The 19,306-nt window shown below is 35.7% G+C and carries 8 protein-coding genes; all 8 read right to left on the bottom strand.

The window, feature by feature from the left end; genetic code table 11:
• A partial coding sequence (locus ACKTTV_RS10065) for a Calx-beta domain-containing protein (RefSeq protein ID WP_408030714.1) occupies positions 1 to 7,203 on the bottom strand: 7,203 nt, incomplete at its 3' end.
• 695 nt (positions 7,204 to 7,898) lie between these two features.
• The gene (locus tag ACKTTV_RS10060; protein ID WP_408030713.1) at positions 7,899 to 8,852 is read right to left on the bottom strand and encodes an acetyl-CoA carboxylase carboxyltransferase subunit alpha; all 954 of its coding nucleotides are present in this window, start codon (positions 8,850 to 8,852) and stop codon (positions 7,899 to 7,901) included.
• Positions 8,853 to 8,948: 96 nt separating this feature from the next.
• The gene (locus ACKTTV_RS10055) at positions 8,949 to 9,854 is read right to left on the bottom strand and encodes a DMT family transporter (protein WP_408030715.1); all 906 of its coding nucleotides are present in this window, start codon (positions 9,852 to 9,854) and stop codon (positions 8,949 to 8,951) included.
• Positions 9,841 to 10,926: an LptF/LptG family permease gene (locus tag ACKTTV_RS10050; protein WP_408030712.1), complete on the bottom strand. Its 1,086-nt coding sequence runs from the start codon at positions 10,924 to 10,926 to the stop codon at positions 9,841 to 9,843. The genes ACKTTV_RS10055 and ACKTTV_RS10050 overlap by 14 nt, the downstream gene beginning before the upstream one ends.
• 1 nt (position 10,927) lies before the next feature.
• The gene (tgt, locus tag ACKTTV_RS10045) at positions 10,928 to 12,058 is read right to left on the bottom strand and encodes a tRNA guanosine(34) transglycosylase Tgt (RefSeq protein ID WP_408030711.1); all 1,131 of its coding nucleotides are present in this window, start codon (positions 12,056 to 12,058) and stop codon (positions 10,928 to 10,930) included.
• A gap of 117 nt (positions 12,059 to 12,175) precedes the next feature.
• Entirely contained in the window at positions 12,176 to 12,988 is an 813-nt protein-coding gene (gene rluF / locus ACKTTV_RS10040) for a 23S rRNA pseudouridine(2604) synthase RluF (RefSeq protein WP_408030710.1), read from the bottom strand.
• 75 nt (positions 12,989 to 13,063) lie between these two features.
• Positions 13,064 to 14,011, bottom strand: a complete 948-nt coding sequence (locus ACKTTV_RS10035) for a PorP/SprF family type IX secretion system membrane protein (protein WP_408030709.1) — start codon at positions 14,009 to 14,011, stop codon at positions 13,064 to 13,066.
• Between the two features lie 2 nt (positions 14,012 to 14,013).
• Positions 14,014 to 19,306 (bottom strand): T9SS type B sorting domain-containing protein (locus tag ACKTTV_RS10030; protein WP_408030708.1); only part of this gene is annotated, 5,293 nt, incomplete at its 5' end.

Genomic DNA, 19,306 nt, shown 5'->3' with positions numbered 1-19,306 from the left:
ATTGCTTAAGGTAGCAGTAAAGTTTGCTGTACTTCCTTCTGCAACCGTAATATCATCTATACTTATCGTTGGTGCACTATCACCTAAATCAGTAATGGTTCCGGCTCCTACCAAGTCTGTTGTTGTTATTGCTTCTGCTGGAGTTGAACCAATACTTACGTTACTCATCGTAACAGTATACGTCTCATTTGTTGGCTCATACGTAGTATCATTGATCGTTACCACTGGAATTGTTACCGTAGTACTTCCTGCTGGAATCGTATAACTTACACTACTCTGAGCTGTATAATCATCACCTGCTGTGGCTGAACCATCACTCGTAGTGACATCAAAAGTAACATCATATTGTGATGGATTACTTAAGGTAGCAGTAAAGTTTGCTGTACTTCCTTCAGCTACGGTTATATCATCAATACTAATCGTCGGTGCACTATCACCTAAATCAGTAATCGTTCCGGCTCCTACCAAGTCAGTTGTTGTTATTGCCTCTGCCGGAGTTGAACCAATACTTACGTTACTCATCGTAACGGTATAGGTCTCATTTGTTGGTTCATACGTAGTATCATTGATCGTTACTACTGGAATCGTTACCGTAGTACTTCCTGCTGGAATCGTATAACTTACACTACTTTGAGCTGTATAATCATCGCCTGCCGTGGCTGAACCATCACTCGTACTTACATCAAAAGTAACATCATATTGTGAGGGATTGCTTAAGGTAGCGGTAAAGTTCGCTGTACTTCCTTCTGCAACAGTAATATCATCTATACTTATTGTTGGTGCATTATCGCCTAAATCAGTGATTGTTCCGGCTCCTACCAAGTCTGTTGTAGTGATCGAATTTCCTATTCCTGTCTGAACATTACTCATCGTAACAGTATAGGTCTCATTTGTTGGCTCGTAGGTAGTATCATTTATAGTTACTATTGGAATAGTTACTGTAGTACTTCCTGCAGTAATGGTATAAGTTTGACTTGTCTGTGCTGTATAATCATCTCCTGCCGTAGCTGTTCCATTACTAGTAGTTACATCAAAAGTAACATCACAAGCAATTGCCTGACTTAATGTTGCTGTAAAATTTGCGGTAGTTCCTTCTGAAACAGTAACATCATCTATACTAATAGTTGGTACTGGATCAACTGTAATTTGAACAACATTACTCAAAGTTGTACAAGTAACTCCATTTAATAAAGATGAAACCTCTCTCCTATACCACATATTTTGGGTAAGAACCCCCACATCATATGTAGTATTGGTAGCTCCTCCTATTGGTGTAAAGCTAGATCCATCAGTACTGCTTTCCCATTGATAACTTAAAGTACCACCTCCTGTGGATGCAACTGTTTCTGTAAATGCTACTGGATCTCCTCCTGAACAAATCGTTTGATTTGCTGCTATGGTTCCTCCCGTTACATTATTAATTGTTAAGGTAGCTTCTGAACTTGTTACACTAGCACATACATTTTTCGTACTTGTAACTACTAATCTATATTTATTAGTTGAAGCTCCTATCAGTGGATTTGTCAATGTTAAACTTGCTGTGGTTGCATTGCTATAAATACCTCCATTGGTAATATTATTCCATGCTCCTGCTCCTCCTACTTGTTCTTGCCATTGATATACTAAATCTGCCGTAGCTGCCGTGCTACCACTATAATCTGGAGTGGTTGTAGGTGCTGTACCTGTATAGGTTGTCGTACTCAATGATGAAGCCGCTCCTGTAAAAGTAACATTAGTACCTAAACAGATAGTTGCATCACTAGGCTGGGTATCAACTTGTAAGGTAGTAGCTTCAGTTTCATTACCATTTACTCCATTATAACCTCCTGTACCACCTGTTACTTGACCATTACTATCAAAACCTGTCCCGTCTAAGTCACCATCTGAATCTCCGTCAGTTCCACCTGATTCTAAAACATCGTTACAACCATCATTGTCACTATCAACATCTAAATAATCGGGTGTACCATCATTATCAGTATCCGTAGCAATGCAATTAACTGCTATTTGAATTGCCCCAGCATTATTCACTGATTGTTCATAACTGATACTTACCGATGTCAATAAACTTGATTTAATGCTCCAAAGTTTATTATCATTAGAACCACTAACCGGAGAACCAAAAACCACTTCATTTGTATATACTCCAGAGACAATGTTCAAAGAATTGTCAGGGTTATCTACAGTGAACGTAGCACCTGAAGAAGTTATTTTCCAAGTTTCACCATCATCAAACCAAGCTCCTGTAGTTTTAGAAAATGCTTCAAAACTAACCGGTGTGTCAAATGTTATTGTCCATACTGTCGGAGGTGAAGGAGTATTATTATTATCAAAAGTAATATGTCCCGAACTATTATTTGACCCTGTAAAACTACCTGGCCCTGTTAAGGAAGTTGTAAAATTAACCGTTTTTCCACCTATTACAATACTTCCAGTAGAAGTAGTTGAGTCCCAGACCTGTCTTGTAGTACATGCTTGTTCATTACTATCTAAAATTCCATCATTATCGTTATCTAAATCACATGAATCCACTACTCCATCGGAATCACTATCCGTAAAACCAGAAACTGAAGCAGTACAACATGCCGTACTATCAGAATTATCTGTTACTGCAGCTGTTGTTGCTTGCCCTCCAGAAGTAACCGTAGGAATTCCATCCGCATCAACTCCGCCTGTAAAAGCTCCAGATGATAATTGGGTATGGTTATATGTACCTGCTGCTTCTAAAGCATCATAACACCCGTCGTTATCACTATCTACATCAAAACAATCAGGAGTACCATCACCATCTGAATCGACATTAGCAATAAGCTGTATATCTCTCCAACAAATTCCATTTGTCATTCCCGATAAATTTAAAAATTCAACTCGAGTAACATCTTGGTAAAGAGCATCTATTTCGAAAGGACTTCCTCCCGCATCTCCATTAGGAATTGCCTTACCTGGAATAACGGCTTTTAAGGTATTTGATGCATCATATAACCTTATTTCTCCAATATAACTTATTGCCTGAGCATCGCCTAAAATTCCTCCTCCATTATTATATATTCTAATTTTTTTCATATCCGTTTCCGGAAATGTATAAGATACATCAGTATACCCACTACTTGGAGCAACATCTGCTATAAATGTTCCTAAATCACCATCAATTGTATTATTTAGAGAACCTGCCGTACCTCCTCCATTATCCGGAGAGTTAAAGTCACTATCGGTACTTGAAACACTAATTGGAAGCACCACTGTCTCTAACGTACATTCCACAGAATCTAAAATCCCATCATTATCATTATCTAAATCACAAGAATCTGCCACACCATCAGAATCGAAATCATCAAAGCCAGAAACAGAAACGGTACAACATGTAGTATTATCCGAGTCATCGGTTACAGCCGCTGTACTTGCCTGACCTCCAGATGTTGTTGATGGAATACCATTGGCATCCACTCCTCCAGTGAATACACCTGAAGACAATTGAGAGTCTGTATAACTTCCTGATCCTTCTAAAGCATCATAACATCCATCGTTATCAGAATCAACATCCAGATAATCTTTTGTTCCATCTAAATCTGTATCGTTACAAACTGTATAATTAATATTGAATACTGACACTGTTAAGGATACGTTCGAAGTTTGAGCTCCAGTAATCTTAATTACCAATCTATCTAATGGTTCACTGAAAGAAACTTGAATTGTGTTTGCTGAATTCGATCCGCTTCCTGACAAGTTGTTTCCACTTTGATATGGCATTGGTGAATTTGATACTAGAGTTATGGTTGGAGTGGCAACCAATGATCCATCATTATAGCCTTCAATAATTGCTATCTCTGGTCCAGCTCCATTACCTCCATCGATATCCGTAATTGCAAAAGATACATTACTAATTAATGTGTCAAAATCAAATTGCGCAGTACTCTCTTGAGTACTGTTTACATTCATTGTTCCGAATTGAATAATACTATTATCTCCTGACGGATCTCTTGTAGAAAATATACCACCCGTAGCCACAGCACTCACTGTTCCTGAAGTTCCATTATGAGTTAAGGTCAAGTCAACATTTTCTCCTGTTCCTGCACCTGGAAGTGCAATAGAACTTGTTACTGGTGTTCCACCTATGGCTGCTGATAGTCCATCAAAACTCCCTAAATCTAAAATCTGACTACTACAACTATCATTTGTATCTAAAATACCGTCGTTATCATTATCTTGATCACAAATATCAGCTACACCATCAGAATCAATATCCGCAAAACCAGAAACTGAAACAGGACAACATGCAGAGCTATCAGAATTATCGGTTACTGCTGCTGTTGTTGCTTGTCCTCCCGAAGTGGTTGAAGGAACTCCATTTCCATCTACTCCTCCTGTAAATGCTCCAGAAGAAAGCTGAGTATGATTATATGAACCTGCTCCTTCCAATGCATCAAAACAACCATCATTATCAGAATCAGTATCTAAATAATCTGGTCTTTGATCGCTATCTGTATCGGTTGCACAACTTGAGTTTGGAGCTCTCACCCATAAAGTTAAAGATTCAGTAGCTCCAATATCCCCTAAATCATTTCTAACTCTAACCGATCCCAAAGAAGGTATCCAGTGTACAGTAAAAGAATTTCCACAAGGATGAAAAATATTAGCTGCTAAAGTTGTTCCATGCGTAGATGTACAGCTCGCATCTGCCCTCAAATATTGCTCCTGCGTTCCTGTCCAATCCTCGTTAATTGCATTATCAGGGATTCCTCCGTGTAAAGTTTGTCCTGCAACTAACCTTGTTAATAAAGTAGCATTTGAAGTGGTTAGATCTACTTCTCCTGTGGATGATGCAAATCTAATTTCATTGGCATCTGTTAGTTCTGCCAAAGCGGTATTGGACAATAATCCTCTTGCGGAATTTGTTAAACTTGTCGATTGAGGTAAATTTCCAGTACCATTACCAAAATCAATAGCTACTTGTACATACCCATTTTCATTTACGTATGTTGAAAATGTTTGCCCGTTTAACTCAAAGTAATACACTCCAGCTACAGCAACACTTCTTGCCGCACCTAAACTTGTAAAAGGGTTTGAAGATGTTCCTTTACAAGTTCCTTCATTACTATCCAAAATTCCATCATTATCTGAGTCCAAATCATTTATTCCAGCCAAACCATCTCCATCGAAATCAATAAGAATAGTTTCCGAAGGATCATCGACCGTGTTATTTCCATCAACTTGATCTTGTGAATTCGTCACTGTATTCACCAGATAATGTGATAATACATCATTATTTACTGTTGCTGTTAAGGTTAACGTATGTTTTTCTCCAGAATTCATGGTCCCAATTGTCCAATTTGGAGACGACCAAGATCCAGCCGTTGGGGTTCCACTGACTAATGTTAATCCAGTAGGAAGTATATCGGTAATTACTAAGTTCGTAACAGGATCAACACCTTTACTCTCGGCAGTAATTGTATAGGTAACCGTATCTCCAATTCCATAAGTTGTTGCATCTGCTGTTTTAGTCAATACTATATCTGGGTCACAGTCATATACCGAAATTGAATCTGAATTAAAAGAACAAGTTCCTTGTGTTACCTGCACATATAACTCTGCAAAAGTAACATACGCGGGTGGAGTATATGATGATGATGTTGCTCCTGGTACGGCTACACCGTCCATATACCATTGATAAGCATCAAAAGCACCTGTGGTTTCCTCTACAGTTCCACTGGGTAAGCAACCTCCACCTGTTATTTGTACATCTACAACTGGTGCTGTATCAAAACCAGAAAAATAACCTGCAACACCTGCACTAGCATTGGCTCCAAGGAATCCTACCGAAATTGGTCCTGTCGAATTCACAGTTACATTCCCTGTTAAACCGGATATAAAGAAGGTTTTCCAGTCAGAAGTTCCTGCTACTGTATTAGAAGCTGGTAAAGTAACAGCCCCTCCACCATCTGTAACAGTAATATTTCCATCAGGCGTGCTTGTTGAAGCAATAATAGTTACTCCTCCTGTAAAAGTTACACCTGCAACATCCTGTATGTTAGGTATATTATCTAAGGTCTTAGGCATTAAACAGCTTACAGGTGCAATAAAGTTTAGCCCTCCTGTTGCCTCTGACGTTGAACCCGCTAAAGCTTGATAGGCATAAGCTCTGTTCGAAGTTGTCACAAACATATTACCTCCTGCCGATGTCGTTGAATAATTTGTTGAGGGAATTTCAAAAAAGTCTCCATTATTTATGGTAGCAATGGGTGTAGCTGATCCGTTTACATAAATTTCAGTATTGTCTTGAATAGCAATAATAATTGGAATTTCCATCCCATTTGCTCCATTTCCACGTACGAAAACATATTCACTTCCCACGATATCTTCCGGAACAGCTTGGTCGATACCAGAGTCTCTTGAAGCAGAACCTGCCAGAACCATATTTAGCATTCCTCCATTACTCACTACAATGTCTTTATCTGCTACGATACTTGCACCTAACCATCCTGACTCATTTGCAGTAGCTTGAGCGAGAATCGCTTCAAGAACATAGGATTGATTCGCATTTAACGTGATATTAATAGTGTTGCTCGTAATACCGGCTGCATTTGTTCCCTGTCTGAACACACAATTCGGATCATATCCTGAAATAGTTATATTAGTATTTGCTTGAGTTGCCATAATACCCAATGTGGCAGACTGGGAGGCAGTGCTTGTAGATCTTAAAGGAATTCCTCCCCATTTGAACTGGGTTCCCAAAGCACTTCTACCTTTTGACGTTAGCGATGTACCTTGGCTCGTACGACTTCCACGATAATTGACATAAAACTCTTGTCCTCCCGTTGACTCAAATCGTAATCCTGCTGTACTCAACACCACTCCAGTATTCGCGTTAGAAACCAATGTAATATTATTATCACTATTTGCTAAAGTATAAGTAATAGAATTGGAATTAGAAAGCCCAGTTAATGTAGTTATTGGAGTTCCATTGGTACCTTGGTAAACATTTACATTAAATGCCGTAGTTTCAGGTGTTGATAAATACACTCTTTGCGCATCTACTCCTTCACCGGCCGCTACCTGTTTTAAAGGGGGTAAATAATGTAAGTCGCTTAACTGTGCTGTTGCTGATGTTATTCCTCCAAAAAAGAAGATAACCAAAAGAACACATTTTATAAAATTATTATTTACTGAATTTAAAGTAGAAAGTTTTCTTTTAACGCGTTTTTCCATCTTAATTATTCATTTAATAACATCCCAACTGCTAAGTTTGACTGTATCATCCTTAACCAATATGTTATATTGTTAATATACTTCTAGCCTCATCAAATAGATGTGGCTATTCTTTTAAAATTCTCCAAGAACTTTTGTAAAAACTTCGTAAAATTTCGTCTTGAAAAGAAGATAACGCGCATATTAAGGGGCAATTACACTAATTAAAGACGAAAAAGACAAACTGCATGAATCAAATCTTAGTCTTACAAAATCGATGACGTTAAATAATATTTAGAACCTATGAATTTAATTCTTAAGCCATTAACATTATTTGTAGTAGTAGTATATAATGTTAACATTTAGCCTCCCTAAGTTGTTAATTACCAGCTAATATAGGGAACTTTGACAGAAATTAACAAAAAATTAAGTTTTTTATTTGGGAGACCAGTAGTTTTTAACAAATCGATTACTATTTATTTTTTCATTCTACGAACTTAAAAACGAAACCTAAACATAAAACATTAAAAATCAACAATTTACATTTACAACTTCTGTTTTTATAAAAATTCTCTATCGATAAGTTAATAGTTTACATTTCAGATAATTGGTCAATTTCTGCGAAATGCAAAAAAGTATAGATGTTTGGTATTATCAAAAAGACCGAAAGTAAATACATACTTTCGGTCTTTTTATCTTTATATTTTGATCTTTTACTACTCCTTAAAAACCCCCATATTGGCATATTTATCCATACGAGTATTTATCATTTTAGTAATATCAAGATTCTTTAATTCATTGTAAGTTGAAACGATTTGATTCCTTACCGCCTCAAAAGTTCCTTCTCTATCAGAATGAGCTCCTCCCGATGGCTCCTTGATAATTCCATCAACGATTTTTAGTTTCATTCCATCATTGGCTGTTAGCTTGAGAGCTTCGGCGGCCTTTTCTTTTTGCTCCCAGCTTCTCCATAAAATAGAAGAACAGTTCTCTGGAGAAATAACCGAATACCAAGAGTTTTCAAGCATAAATACCTTATCTCCAACACCAATACCTAAAGCTCCTCCTGAAGCTCCTTCTCCAATGATAATAGTAATGATAGGTGTTTTTAAACGAGACATTTCAAAAATGTTTCTCGCAATTGCTTCTCCTTGTCCTCTTTCTTCAGCCTCTAAACCTGGGTAAGCTCCAGGAGTATCAACAAAAGTTACCACAGGAATACCAAACTTCTCAGCCATACGCATTAAACGTAAAGCCTTTCTATACCCCTCTGGATTCGCCATACCAAAATTACGATACTGACGTGTTTTGGTATTGTATCCTTTTTGTTGACCAATGAACATGAAAGACTGATCTCCAATCTTTCCTAAACCACCAATCATTGCCTTGTCGTCTTTTACACTTCGATCACCATGTAACTCCATAAAAGTATCTCCACACAGCGCCTTAATGTAATCTAAGGTATATGGTCTATTTGGATGACGAGATAATTGTACTCTTTGCCAAGGGGTTAAGTTTTTGTATATTTCCTTTTTAGTTTCTTCTAATTTCTTTTCTATCTTGCTACAAGTCTCTGTAACATCTACATCACTTTCTTTTCCTATGTCATAACATTTTGCCAATTGTTCCTTTAATTCTTTAATTGGCATTTCAAAATCTAAATATTCCATAGTGTTATAGTTTGATTTTTTACTTAATTATATTCAGTTGTTAGTGAAGGCAAACATACTAAAAATTTATGCAGCGAACTTATTTGATTGATTTTTTTACTCTTTTTTTGCTGATATTTTTTTTGATAGCACGTTTCTGTTTTTAATTACTCCGTTTAGTAAAACTACTAATAAAACAATTAGCGCTCCATAATAAAATTCGGGATTCATTTGTTCTTTTTCTCCAAATATTAACAGCGCTAAAACTATTGCATAAATAGGCTCTAAGTTAATTGTTAGCATTACAGTATAGGGTGTTATATACTTCATTACCTTTACTGAAGCTATAAAAGCGTAAGCCGTACAAAAACTACTTAATAAAACAAGGTAGAACCAATCTGTGCTTTTCAAATTAAAAAATTCTACGGAGAATTGATTTGTAAAAAATAAGAAAATAGATATTCCTATTGCACCAAATAATAATTGGTAAAAAGAAATAACCGTTGCTTCGTATTTTTTTATATACAGCCCGTTTAAAACGGAAAATAGAGCCGATAAAAATGCCGATATTAGTGCATATACAATCCCCAGAGTATATTTACTTTCAAAATTAAAAATTATGTATAAGCCCAAGACAACCAATAATCCAAGCAAAATTTCAACCGCTTGTACCCTTTTTTTGAAGAAAATAGGCTCAATCATCGATGTAAAAAAGGCACCAGTACTCATGGTTACTAATGCTACTGATACGTTAGAAACCTTTATTGCTTTGAAAAAGGTAATCCAATGAATGGCTATTATTATTCCAGAAAAAATAAATTTGTATATGGCTTTTGAATCTATCTTTAAATTTTCTCCTTTTATAAAAAAATATAATAGGATAAAACCTACAGCCATAAGCATTCTAAACCAAACTAATGGAATTGCATCAATGGTAATTAATGCTCCAAGAATTGCTGTAAACCCCCAGATAAAAACAATAAAATGTAGGTGTAAATAATTCTTTAACTTATTTCCTTGCATTCCAATATAGATAAATTGCATATATACCGAACATAATGTTTGGCATCCAAACATTAATCAACGGGTTTGCTCCAGCTACCGCTCCTAATACTTCCCCAATTTTCATAAAGAATACATAAATAAACATAGCAGCAATACCTAAGGCTAAATTAACTCCCAGTCCTCCTCTCTTTTTCTTATGAGCAAGTGCCACCGCTATTAGAGTCAAAATGTAAGAAGCTATAGGTAAACTGGTTCTTTTATACAGTTCAACGTAGTAAGCATTAAGGTTTTTAATTCCCCTCTTCTTAGAAATATTAATAAAGTCTTTTAATTCACCCGATCTCATTTCTTGAGCAATTATGGACTTGTAATTTAAGTCATTTGGAGTAAATGCAAAGGTAGTGTCCATAGAGTTTCCAGTGAAAATACTGTCCCTTTCTTTGAATACTTTTCTCTCTTTCCAGTTATATAATTTAAAAGTACTGTCTTTTTTATTCCAACTAAAGTTATCCGCAAAAATTTTGTATTTTAAATGAATTCCATCATATATTTCCTTAGAAAAATTATATCCTGAATTTCTTTCCAAATTAAAATTTTGAATAAAAATATAAGTACTATCATTTAACTGTAAACTAAAATCCCGTACTGTTTTATCCTCGTATTTTTTATTTGAAAGGTATTTCTTTTCAAAAACTCTTCTTGTTTTACTACTATTTGGGACAAAAAAATGATTCATAAACAACGCCACAATAGTTATAATTGTGGCTCCTATGAAGTATGGGTATAAAAAACGAGTAAACGATACTTGTGAACTATTTATTGCAACAATTTCGGTATTATTAGCTAGCTTAGATGTAAATAAAATAACTGCAATAAACAGTGCTAAAGGCATAAAAGTGTTGGCATAGTAAATAATAAAATTTTTATAATAATCATTTACTACTTCGAATAAAGATAAGTTTTCATGCCTCAAAAACTTGTCTATCTTTTCAGCAATATCAATGGCAACAGCAATTGGTATTAGAATAAGTAAGGTAAATAAAAATGTTGCCAAATACCTCTTTAATATGTATCTATCTAAAAGCTTCAACCTACAAACGTTTGTTCATTTGTTTAACCATTTTATCTTTCCATTCTGAAAAATCTCCAGCTATGATATGCTTTCTCGCTTCTCGAACCAACCAAAGATAAAAACCAAGATTATGAATAGAGGCTATTTGCTTACCAAGCATTTCTCTTGCTGCAAATAGGTGCCTTAGGTAGGCTTTTGAATACATGGTATCAACAAAGGTAATTCCCATTTCATCTATAGGAGAAAAATCATTTTCCCATTTCTTATTTTTAATATTAATGGTTCCATGTGCCGTAAATAACATTCCATTTCTCGCATTTCTTGTTGGCATTACACAATCAAACATATCAACACCCAAAGCAATATTTTCAAGGATATTTATAGGTGTTCCAACTCCCATTAAATAGCGCGGTTTATCTTCAGGTAAAATGCTACAAACAACATCAGTCATCGCATACATTTCTTCAGCAGGTTCTCCAACTGATAATCCTCCAATAGCATTTCCCTCCGCCTCTACCGATGCAATAAACTCAGCAGATTGTTTTCTTAAATCGGTATAAGTACTTCCTTGAACAATAGGAAAAAGTGTTTGATTGTATCCGTATTTGGTAGGAACTTTTTCTAAATGATTGATGCAGCGTTTTAGCCATCTATGCGTCATATGCATCGATTGTTTAGCATAACCATAATCACAAGGATAAGGTGTGCATTCATCAAAAGCCATTATAATATCAGCACCGATGGTACGTTGAATTTCCATTACATTTTCAGGAGTAAAAAAGTGTAATGATCCATCAATATGGCTTTTGAACTTCACGCCTTCTTCATTAATTTTTCTTCTCCCAGAGAGCGAGTATACTTGATATCCACCACTATCGGTTAAAATACTTCTGTCCCAATTCATGAACTTATGTAATCCTCCTGCCTGTTCGAGAATGTCAGTCTGTGGGCGCAAATATAAGTGATAGGTATTTCCTAAAATTATATCAGGATTAATTTCGTTTTTAAGCTCTGATTGATGTACTCCTTTTACTGTAGCTACTGTACCTACAGGCATAAAAATTGGAGTTTCTATAGTTCCGTGATCTGTAGTAACAACTCCAGCACGGGCTTTACTTTTAGGATCTTTTATTTTTAAATCAAACTGCATAGTCGACAAAGATACGTATGTAAGTTTAATGTTGAAAAGTAGAAAGTTAAAAGTTTCTTATTGTTATCAACTTTTAACTTGATTCTTAAGAAATGTAGCATCTAATCAGCTCCATTTTTATTTTCTTTTTCTACCAAATTTGCTCTTTATGTCTTTTTTATGTGGTAATTTTTTCTTTTTAGATGTGTTTAAGGAAGCTTCTTCTGTTTTTGATGATTTGGATACTAATCGGTTAATTTGTTCCATTTCCGATTTACTTAATTCTCTCCACTCTCCTGTCTTCAAGTTTCCTATCGTGACATTCATAATTCTGGTACGCTTTAACTTCTTAACTTCAAACCCCAAATATTCACACATACGTCTAATTTGGCGATTTAAACCTTGAACTAGTACAATTCTGAATGTTTTATTATTAATTCTTTCAACCTTACATTTTTTCGTTACTGTCCCTAAAATTGGAACTCCATTGGACATACGTTGTATAAATCGTTCATCAAATGGTTTATCAACGGTCACAATGTATTCTTTTTCATGGTTGTTTCCTGCTCTTAAAATCTTATTAACTATATCTCCATCATTCGTCAAAAAAATAAGACCTTCAGAAGGTTTGTCTAATCTTCCTATAGGAAATAATCGTTCAGGGTGCCCAACAAATTTCACTATATTCTTTTTTTCTTTACTGTCTGTTGTACAAACAATTCCAATAGGTTTATTTAAGGCTATGTAAAGAGTTTTAGGCTTTGCCTTTAATGGTTTGTTATCAATTTTGACAATATCTCCTTCAAATACTCTATTTCCGAGCTGAGCAACTTCGTTATTTATAGTTACCCTACCTTCAATAATAAACTTTTCTGCATCTCGCCTTGAACAAATACCAGTACTACTAATAAATTTGTTGAGATTGATCGATTCTTGATTATTCATACTCATTACTGCAAAGAAAAAGAAAATCCTCAAGATTCTATGAAATCTTGAGGATTTTAAACTTTATATTAAATTTTTCCTTTAGAAAATTACCATCTTTTGCGTACAACGTGCTAAACTAGGTCTTCTTTCGTAATCGAAACCTAAAGTAATCATATGCGTTCCGTAGTTAAAGTCTTGCGTTCTATTCACATTTATACTAAACCCGTAAGAAGCATAAAAACTACCTTTCTTTAAACCGAACAAAGGCGCGATAGCATTTGGAGTAAAAAACTGATCATTTAAGAAAGTATAACTTAATCCTGCCCATACATATCCATCTCTTACACCTCTACGCGCTTTCAAGTTAACATCTGTTCTAGAACGTTTATCAAACTCTCTATACTCTACCAAAACTGAAGGCTCTAACTCAAAATTACGGCTGATTCTCGAAAATACATATGACCCGAAGATATTATACTTTCTAAGAACTTTTGGCTCGTTAGACTCAAAGTCCTCAATCTTTCTATCCAATAAGTTTACCACATTTGCACTAATGCTAAAGCGTTCATAACGATAAAGCATTCCCACATCAAAATTTGAACTTCCTAACACTCTATTGGGTAATACTTGAGAAGTATTATTATCAAAAGTATCAATGTTAAATTGCGTATAACTATACGTCAAAGCAAATGATAAAAAGCTATCATGAAAATCACTTAATGTTAGGTGCTTTGCTAATGACAAACGTGCTCCTTGCTGAGATGTAAATCCATTTTTATCGTTAAACACAGTAATTCCTCCACCAAAAGTATCTGAAATACGCGCCTCAATAGAAAGCGATTGTGTATCAGGAGCCTCCTTTACACCAATCCATTGGCTAACTCCATTTAATCTAATCTGCAACCCAGTTCCTATTCCTGCATAAGCTGGAGATATTAAAAATGGGTTATCAGCTAAATGGCTCACATACTGCGGTAAATCAACCTCTTGCGCAGATACTTTTATACTGCAACAAATAATACTAATTATTAGAAATATCTTTTTCATTCTTATCTATATAATGTAAAGTGACCCATTGTTTTTCTCTCTTGACCTGATAACTCTTTAAAGTAAATAGTATACCAGTAATCACCTGATGGCAATTCTCTTCCTTGATAAGTTCCGTCCCAACCTTGTTGTGATCCTTGGAACTCAGTTATTCTACGAGCATATCTATCGTAGATATATACTCTAACACCGTGGTAGTCTTCTACATTTATTGGGTACCAATAATCATTTACTCCATCTCCATCAGGTGTAAACAAGTTAGGAACTTCAATTGTAATATAAACTCCTTCAACTGTCAGCTCTACCTCACAACCTCTAGCATCTCTAATAATTACGCTGTAATCTCTAGTTTCTAAGATTGTCATTTCATTATTAGAACTGAAGCTGCCTCCATCGAAACTAAATTCATAAGGTGGTAATCCAAAGTCTCCAGAAGCGATGAGTTTATTTCTTTCAGAGTCATCTACAAATAATTGTAATGCTTGAATATCTCTAACTTCTTCAATATCCATTGAAACAGGGCATCCGTGATCTCTATGTTCAACTTCTAATCTATATCCACTTCCAGGAGCTATATTCTCGAATATTCCTGTATCATTGGCATCATACACCGCACCAGTTGAATCAAACAGCCTGTAAAGAACCAGACCTCTATACTCATCTTGTACATTTGCGTTTAACACATTTCCTGTAGGACAGTTATATGTTAATCGTGACTCAAGTACTAAATCAATTGCCTTAGTTGTTGTTACTGCTGTATTTAATGGTGTTGGTGTACACGAACTATTTAATGGTTGTACTGAAATACCATACACTTGATCATCTTCAATTCCTTCAGCAGCTCCTAAAACGATTGTTCCTTCTGGATATGATCCTGGTAACGGAATACCATTAATACTAACTGTATAAGAAACTGTTCCTCCTGGCACTGATCCACCAGTAGCTTCAATTGTAATAGTAGGACTTGGATCAGTAGCACATACCTGCTGTGTTACATCAACCAATGCTAAATTAACTGCTGTAGGTTCAGCAATGGTAACCTGAATAACATCGTAACATCCTACACTATCTTTAACAGTAATTACATAATCACCAGGTGGTAAATCTTCAAATACATTATAATCAACGAACTTGTTAGGGTCGAAAATTGGGCTAATATTATATTCATAACCTCCATTTCCACCACCAGCGTTAACTGTTATAGTACCGTCGGTACCACCATTACAACTAACATGAGTATGAGTTTCTGCTACTGTTAATACTTCTGGCTGAACAATTTCATGTGTTACTGTTTCTACATTACATACATCTCCATTACCATTAGTACTATAAACTCTAATACTATAGATTCCTATTGGTAAGTTAGAGAACATATTTGAATCTTGAATTGGTCTAAAGATACCTCCTGAAGAATCCAATAATTCATATTGGTAATTTCCTAAACCTCCAGTTACGGTAGCCGAAAGAACTCCATTATCCTCTCCATTACAAGTAACAAATCCTGATTCAATATTTAATCTAGAAGCTAAATCTTCATAAGGATCAACTGTTACTAGTGAGAATGGATCAGAAATACATCCATTAGCATCCATTACATAGAAGTTATGTCTACCTGCATCAACATTAAATATGTTTCCTGCTACAAAGTTTGTTCCATCAGTACTAAATGTATAACCTCCAGCACCTCCTGAACCACTAACTTCAATGGTTGATTGGTTTCTGTTACAAGTAATTTCTTCTAATATAATTGCCTGAGCAATAACTCTGGTTGGATCAGTAATTGTTACATTAATTGGGTTACTACGACATGAATAATCGTCATAAACCGTAATAACATAATCTCCTGCTTCTAAACCAGTAAACACATTGCTTGACTGATTTGCTGAAACTGTTCCATTCGGATATGTCAATGTATACGTATATTCAATTGGAGATCCTTGTCCTCCTGTTGGATTCGTAACAGTTATTGAGGCAGATTGTTCTCCATTACACTGATTTGGTGTAGCTGTTGCTGTTGCTGTAATAGCAGTTGGGTCTAACAACTCAAATGTTTCTGTTACTGTACATCCATTAAGATCTCTTACTGTAGCGGTATATTGACCTGCATTTAATCCATCAATAACATTATTTGCATCAAAATTTTGAATTGTTGTTGCTGTAGTTGTATTCACTAACTCAAACTCATAAGTTCCCCATCCTCCGTTAGCTGCTAATGCAACTTCACCAGAGTTAGGACCAACACAACTAATTAATGAAGGGGTTGCCGTAATTGTTAATGCCGTTGAAGGCTCTTCAATTGTTACGTTTGTTGAACGAACAGGACAGAATGGAGTATCTGTCATAGTTAATTCAACATAATAACTTCCAGCTGCCAATCCGTTTGCTGTGGTTACACCTGTAACACCCGCTCCTGTAATTCCAGTAGTTGTACCATTTGATTGGTAAACCTCATAATTATAGTTTCCTGTGTATGGAGTTGTAGAACTAAATTCAAATGATATCTCTCCTGTACTTGAACCTAAACAAGAAGCATTACTTAATTTATTTATATCAATAATGTAATTAGGTTCATCCAATACTTCATGTGCCGTTTCTAATACACATCCTGTAGCTGAATTTGTTACCTCTACACTATAAATATCCGTTGCTAAGTTCGTAAACACCCCTGTTGCATTCGTTGCAGTAAACCCTGTATTTCCACCAGTAATTGTATAGCTTATATCTGCTGCTGGAATAGGGTTACTCGATGTATAGGTTACTGTGATGTCTTCACCTGTAGCACAATCAATTGCTTTATCAACTGTAACATCAGCTGTTTCTAATTTACCAAATGGGGCTACAGTAACGTTAGCTACTGCCGAACATCCGTTATCATCGTAAACTGTAACAGTTACCATACCACCTGTTTCATCTCCTAACGCAAATGTATTACTAGTACTGTTTTGTGTTTCACCTAATCCACTTGCTGGAATGTATACAAACTCATAACGAACATAAGTTCCAGTACCTCCTGTTATTGAAGCTGGATCGACTGTCACTACAGCATTATTAGTAACATTTCCAGTAGTACATCCAAATTCTGTCACTGTTATTGCAGCTGAAATATCAACAGCTGTATTCTCGTTAATTGTAACATTTTGACTGAATGTACAAGAATTAGTTCCTGTTCCAGTAATTGTATATACTCCCGCAGGTAAATTAGTAAATAACTTATTTGTAGTTGAACCTACGGCATTTGGATCCGGGCTAATAGTATATGTAAGTGGGTTAATACTAGTATTAATTTCTGTAATTAAAATTTCTCCAGTACTACTTCCATTACAAATATTATCAACGGTTGCGGCTGCACTAAAGTTTGGCTGAATTGCTGACAATATTTCAATATCTACTGTGTTTGAACAATTAGGCGTAGCTCCCATATCAAATACTTCAACAGTATAGGTATCTGCTGTTGCTACATTGAATGTTACCGCAGTACCTCCTGTTGTCGTTTGAGTAACAATTGTTGCACCTAAACTGTTAACAACTGAATACTCATACGTTCCTGATCCTGAAGTAATTTCAACTGATACTATTCCGTCAGGGCTAGCACTACAGTCAATATTCTTTGTTTGAGTTACAATAAAGTCTAAACTCGGTAACAAAGTCATTGATTGCGCACTTACACTACAGTTGTTACTATCAGATACTGTTACTTCATAAGAACCTGCTGCCAAGTTTGTAAACGTAAACACGCCTGTTCCTGTTTCCGTACGAATATCTAACCCTGAAACTGTATTCGTTAATACATAAGTATAGTTTCCTGTTCCTCCTGCTGGTGTTACAGTGATACTTCCTCCTGTAGTAGCATTACATGCGCTATCATCTTTTGTTAAACTGAAACTCACTAATACTGGATCTGCTATTACGGCTGTATCTGTATCAATACATCCATTAGCATCTCTCACTCGAATCGTATAAGTGTCTGCTGATAATCCATTAAATACATTATCATTACTGTAAGCTCTTACAATTGTTCCTAATGAATTTTCTACTTCATATTCATATCCTCCCCAACCATCAACTCCAGTGATTGTAAGACTTCCATCATTTCCTCCGTTACAACTTACTGGACCTATAGCCGTTGTAAAGTCTAATACAGCCGTTGGCTCATCAATTGTAACTATTGGAGAAGTAATTGGACAGAAAGGACTCGCTGTTTGTGTTACTACAACATAGTAACTTCCAACACTCAAGTTCGTAACTCCTGAAGCTCCGGTTACTCCTGTACCAGTAATTCCAGTACTTAAACCAGTTGCAACATCAAAAACTTCATAATTATATGTATCTCCATAAGGACTTGATGTACTGAAGTCAAAATTAAACGATCCAGTCGCCGTTCCTACACAGCTAACATCTGACGTCTTGTCTACATCTAAGTTAAATACTGGTGCAGCATCAACTTGATGTGTTGTTGTTAATCTACATCCTGTTGTTGGGTTGAAAATTTCTATCTCATAACTTCCTGTAGCTAAACCTATAAATTGTTCTGGATTTGCTGCTGGAGCTGTTTGAGTTGTTCTTGGATATGTTGTTCCATTTATTCCTGTTACACTATACTCAACATTCGGTATAGCTGAAACAGAGGTGAAACTTATCGTTATATTCTCTCCTGTTGCACAATCGATATCTTTATCAATTGAAACTACTGGTACTGTCATTGCATTGAATGGCGCTATTACTGCATTGGTAGTTGCTGTACAATTATTATCATCATACACTGTAATAACTACCGTACCTCCAGATTCATTTGTTGTACTAAATACAGGATTCGAACCATCTTGACTCTCAACTGTACCACCGCCTCCTGGAGTGTATACAAACTCATAACGTACATAAGTTCCTGTTCCTCCTGTTATTGATGCCGGATCAACAGTTACTATTGCATTATTTGTAACATTTCCAGTTGTACATCCGAATTCTGCTACTGTGACAGCTCCAGATATATCAACTGCTGTGTTCTCATTAATTGTAATGTTCTGACTTACTACACAAGAGTTAGTTCCAGTTCCTGTAATAGTATATGTACCTGCTGGTAAATTACCAAATACTTTATTCGTAGTGGCTCCAACTGTGTTAGGATCTGGACTAATAGTATATGTTAATGGGTTTATACTATTGCTTACCTCTGTAATCGTAATTTCACCCAATGTGCTACCATTACAAATATTATCTACACTAGCAGTTAAACTAAAGTTAGGCTGAATTGCTGGCAATACTACAATATCAACTGTGTTAGAACAGTTAGGTGTAGCT

The organism is Tenacibaculum xiamenense, assembly GCF_964513065.1.
GTDB lineage: Bacteria > Bacteroidota > Bacteroidia > Flavobacteriales > Flavobacteriaceae > Polaribacter > Polaribacter xiamenense.
The sequence above is the reverse complement of the archived record's forward strand: the minus strand, read 5'-3'. Positions and strand labels throughout refer to the sequence as shown.

Excerpts from the sequence above, each read along its gene's own strand:
- ACKTTV_RS10060 (WP_408030713.1), bottom strand. The coding sequence starts at position 8,852 with ATGGAATATTTAGATTTTGAAATGCCAATTAAAGAATTAAAGGAACAA.
- ACKTTV_RS10055 (WP_408030715.1), bottom strand. The coding sequence starts at position 9,854 with ATGCAAGGAAATAAGTTAAAGAATTATTTACACCTACATTTTATTGTT.
- tgt (WP_408030711.1), bottom strand. The coding sequence starts at position 12,058 with ATGCAGTTTGATTTAAAAATAAAAGATCCTAAAAGTAAAGCCCGTGCT.
- rluF (WP_408030710.1), bottom strand. The coding sequence starts at position 12,988 with ATGAGTATGAATAATCAAGAATCGATCAATCTCAACAAATTTATTAGT.
- ACKTTV_RS10035 (WP_408030709.1), bottom strand. The coding sequence starts at position 14,011 with ATGAAAAAGATATTTCTAATAATTAGTATTATTTGTTGCAGTATAAAA.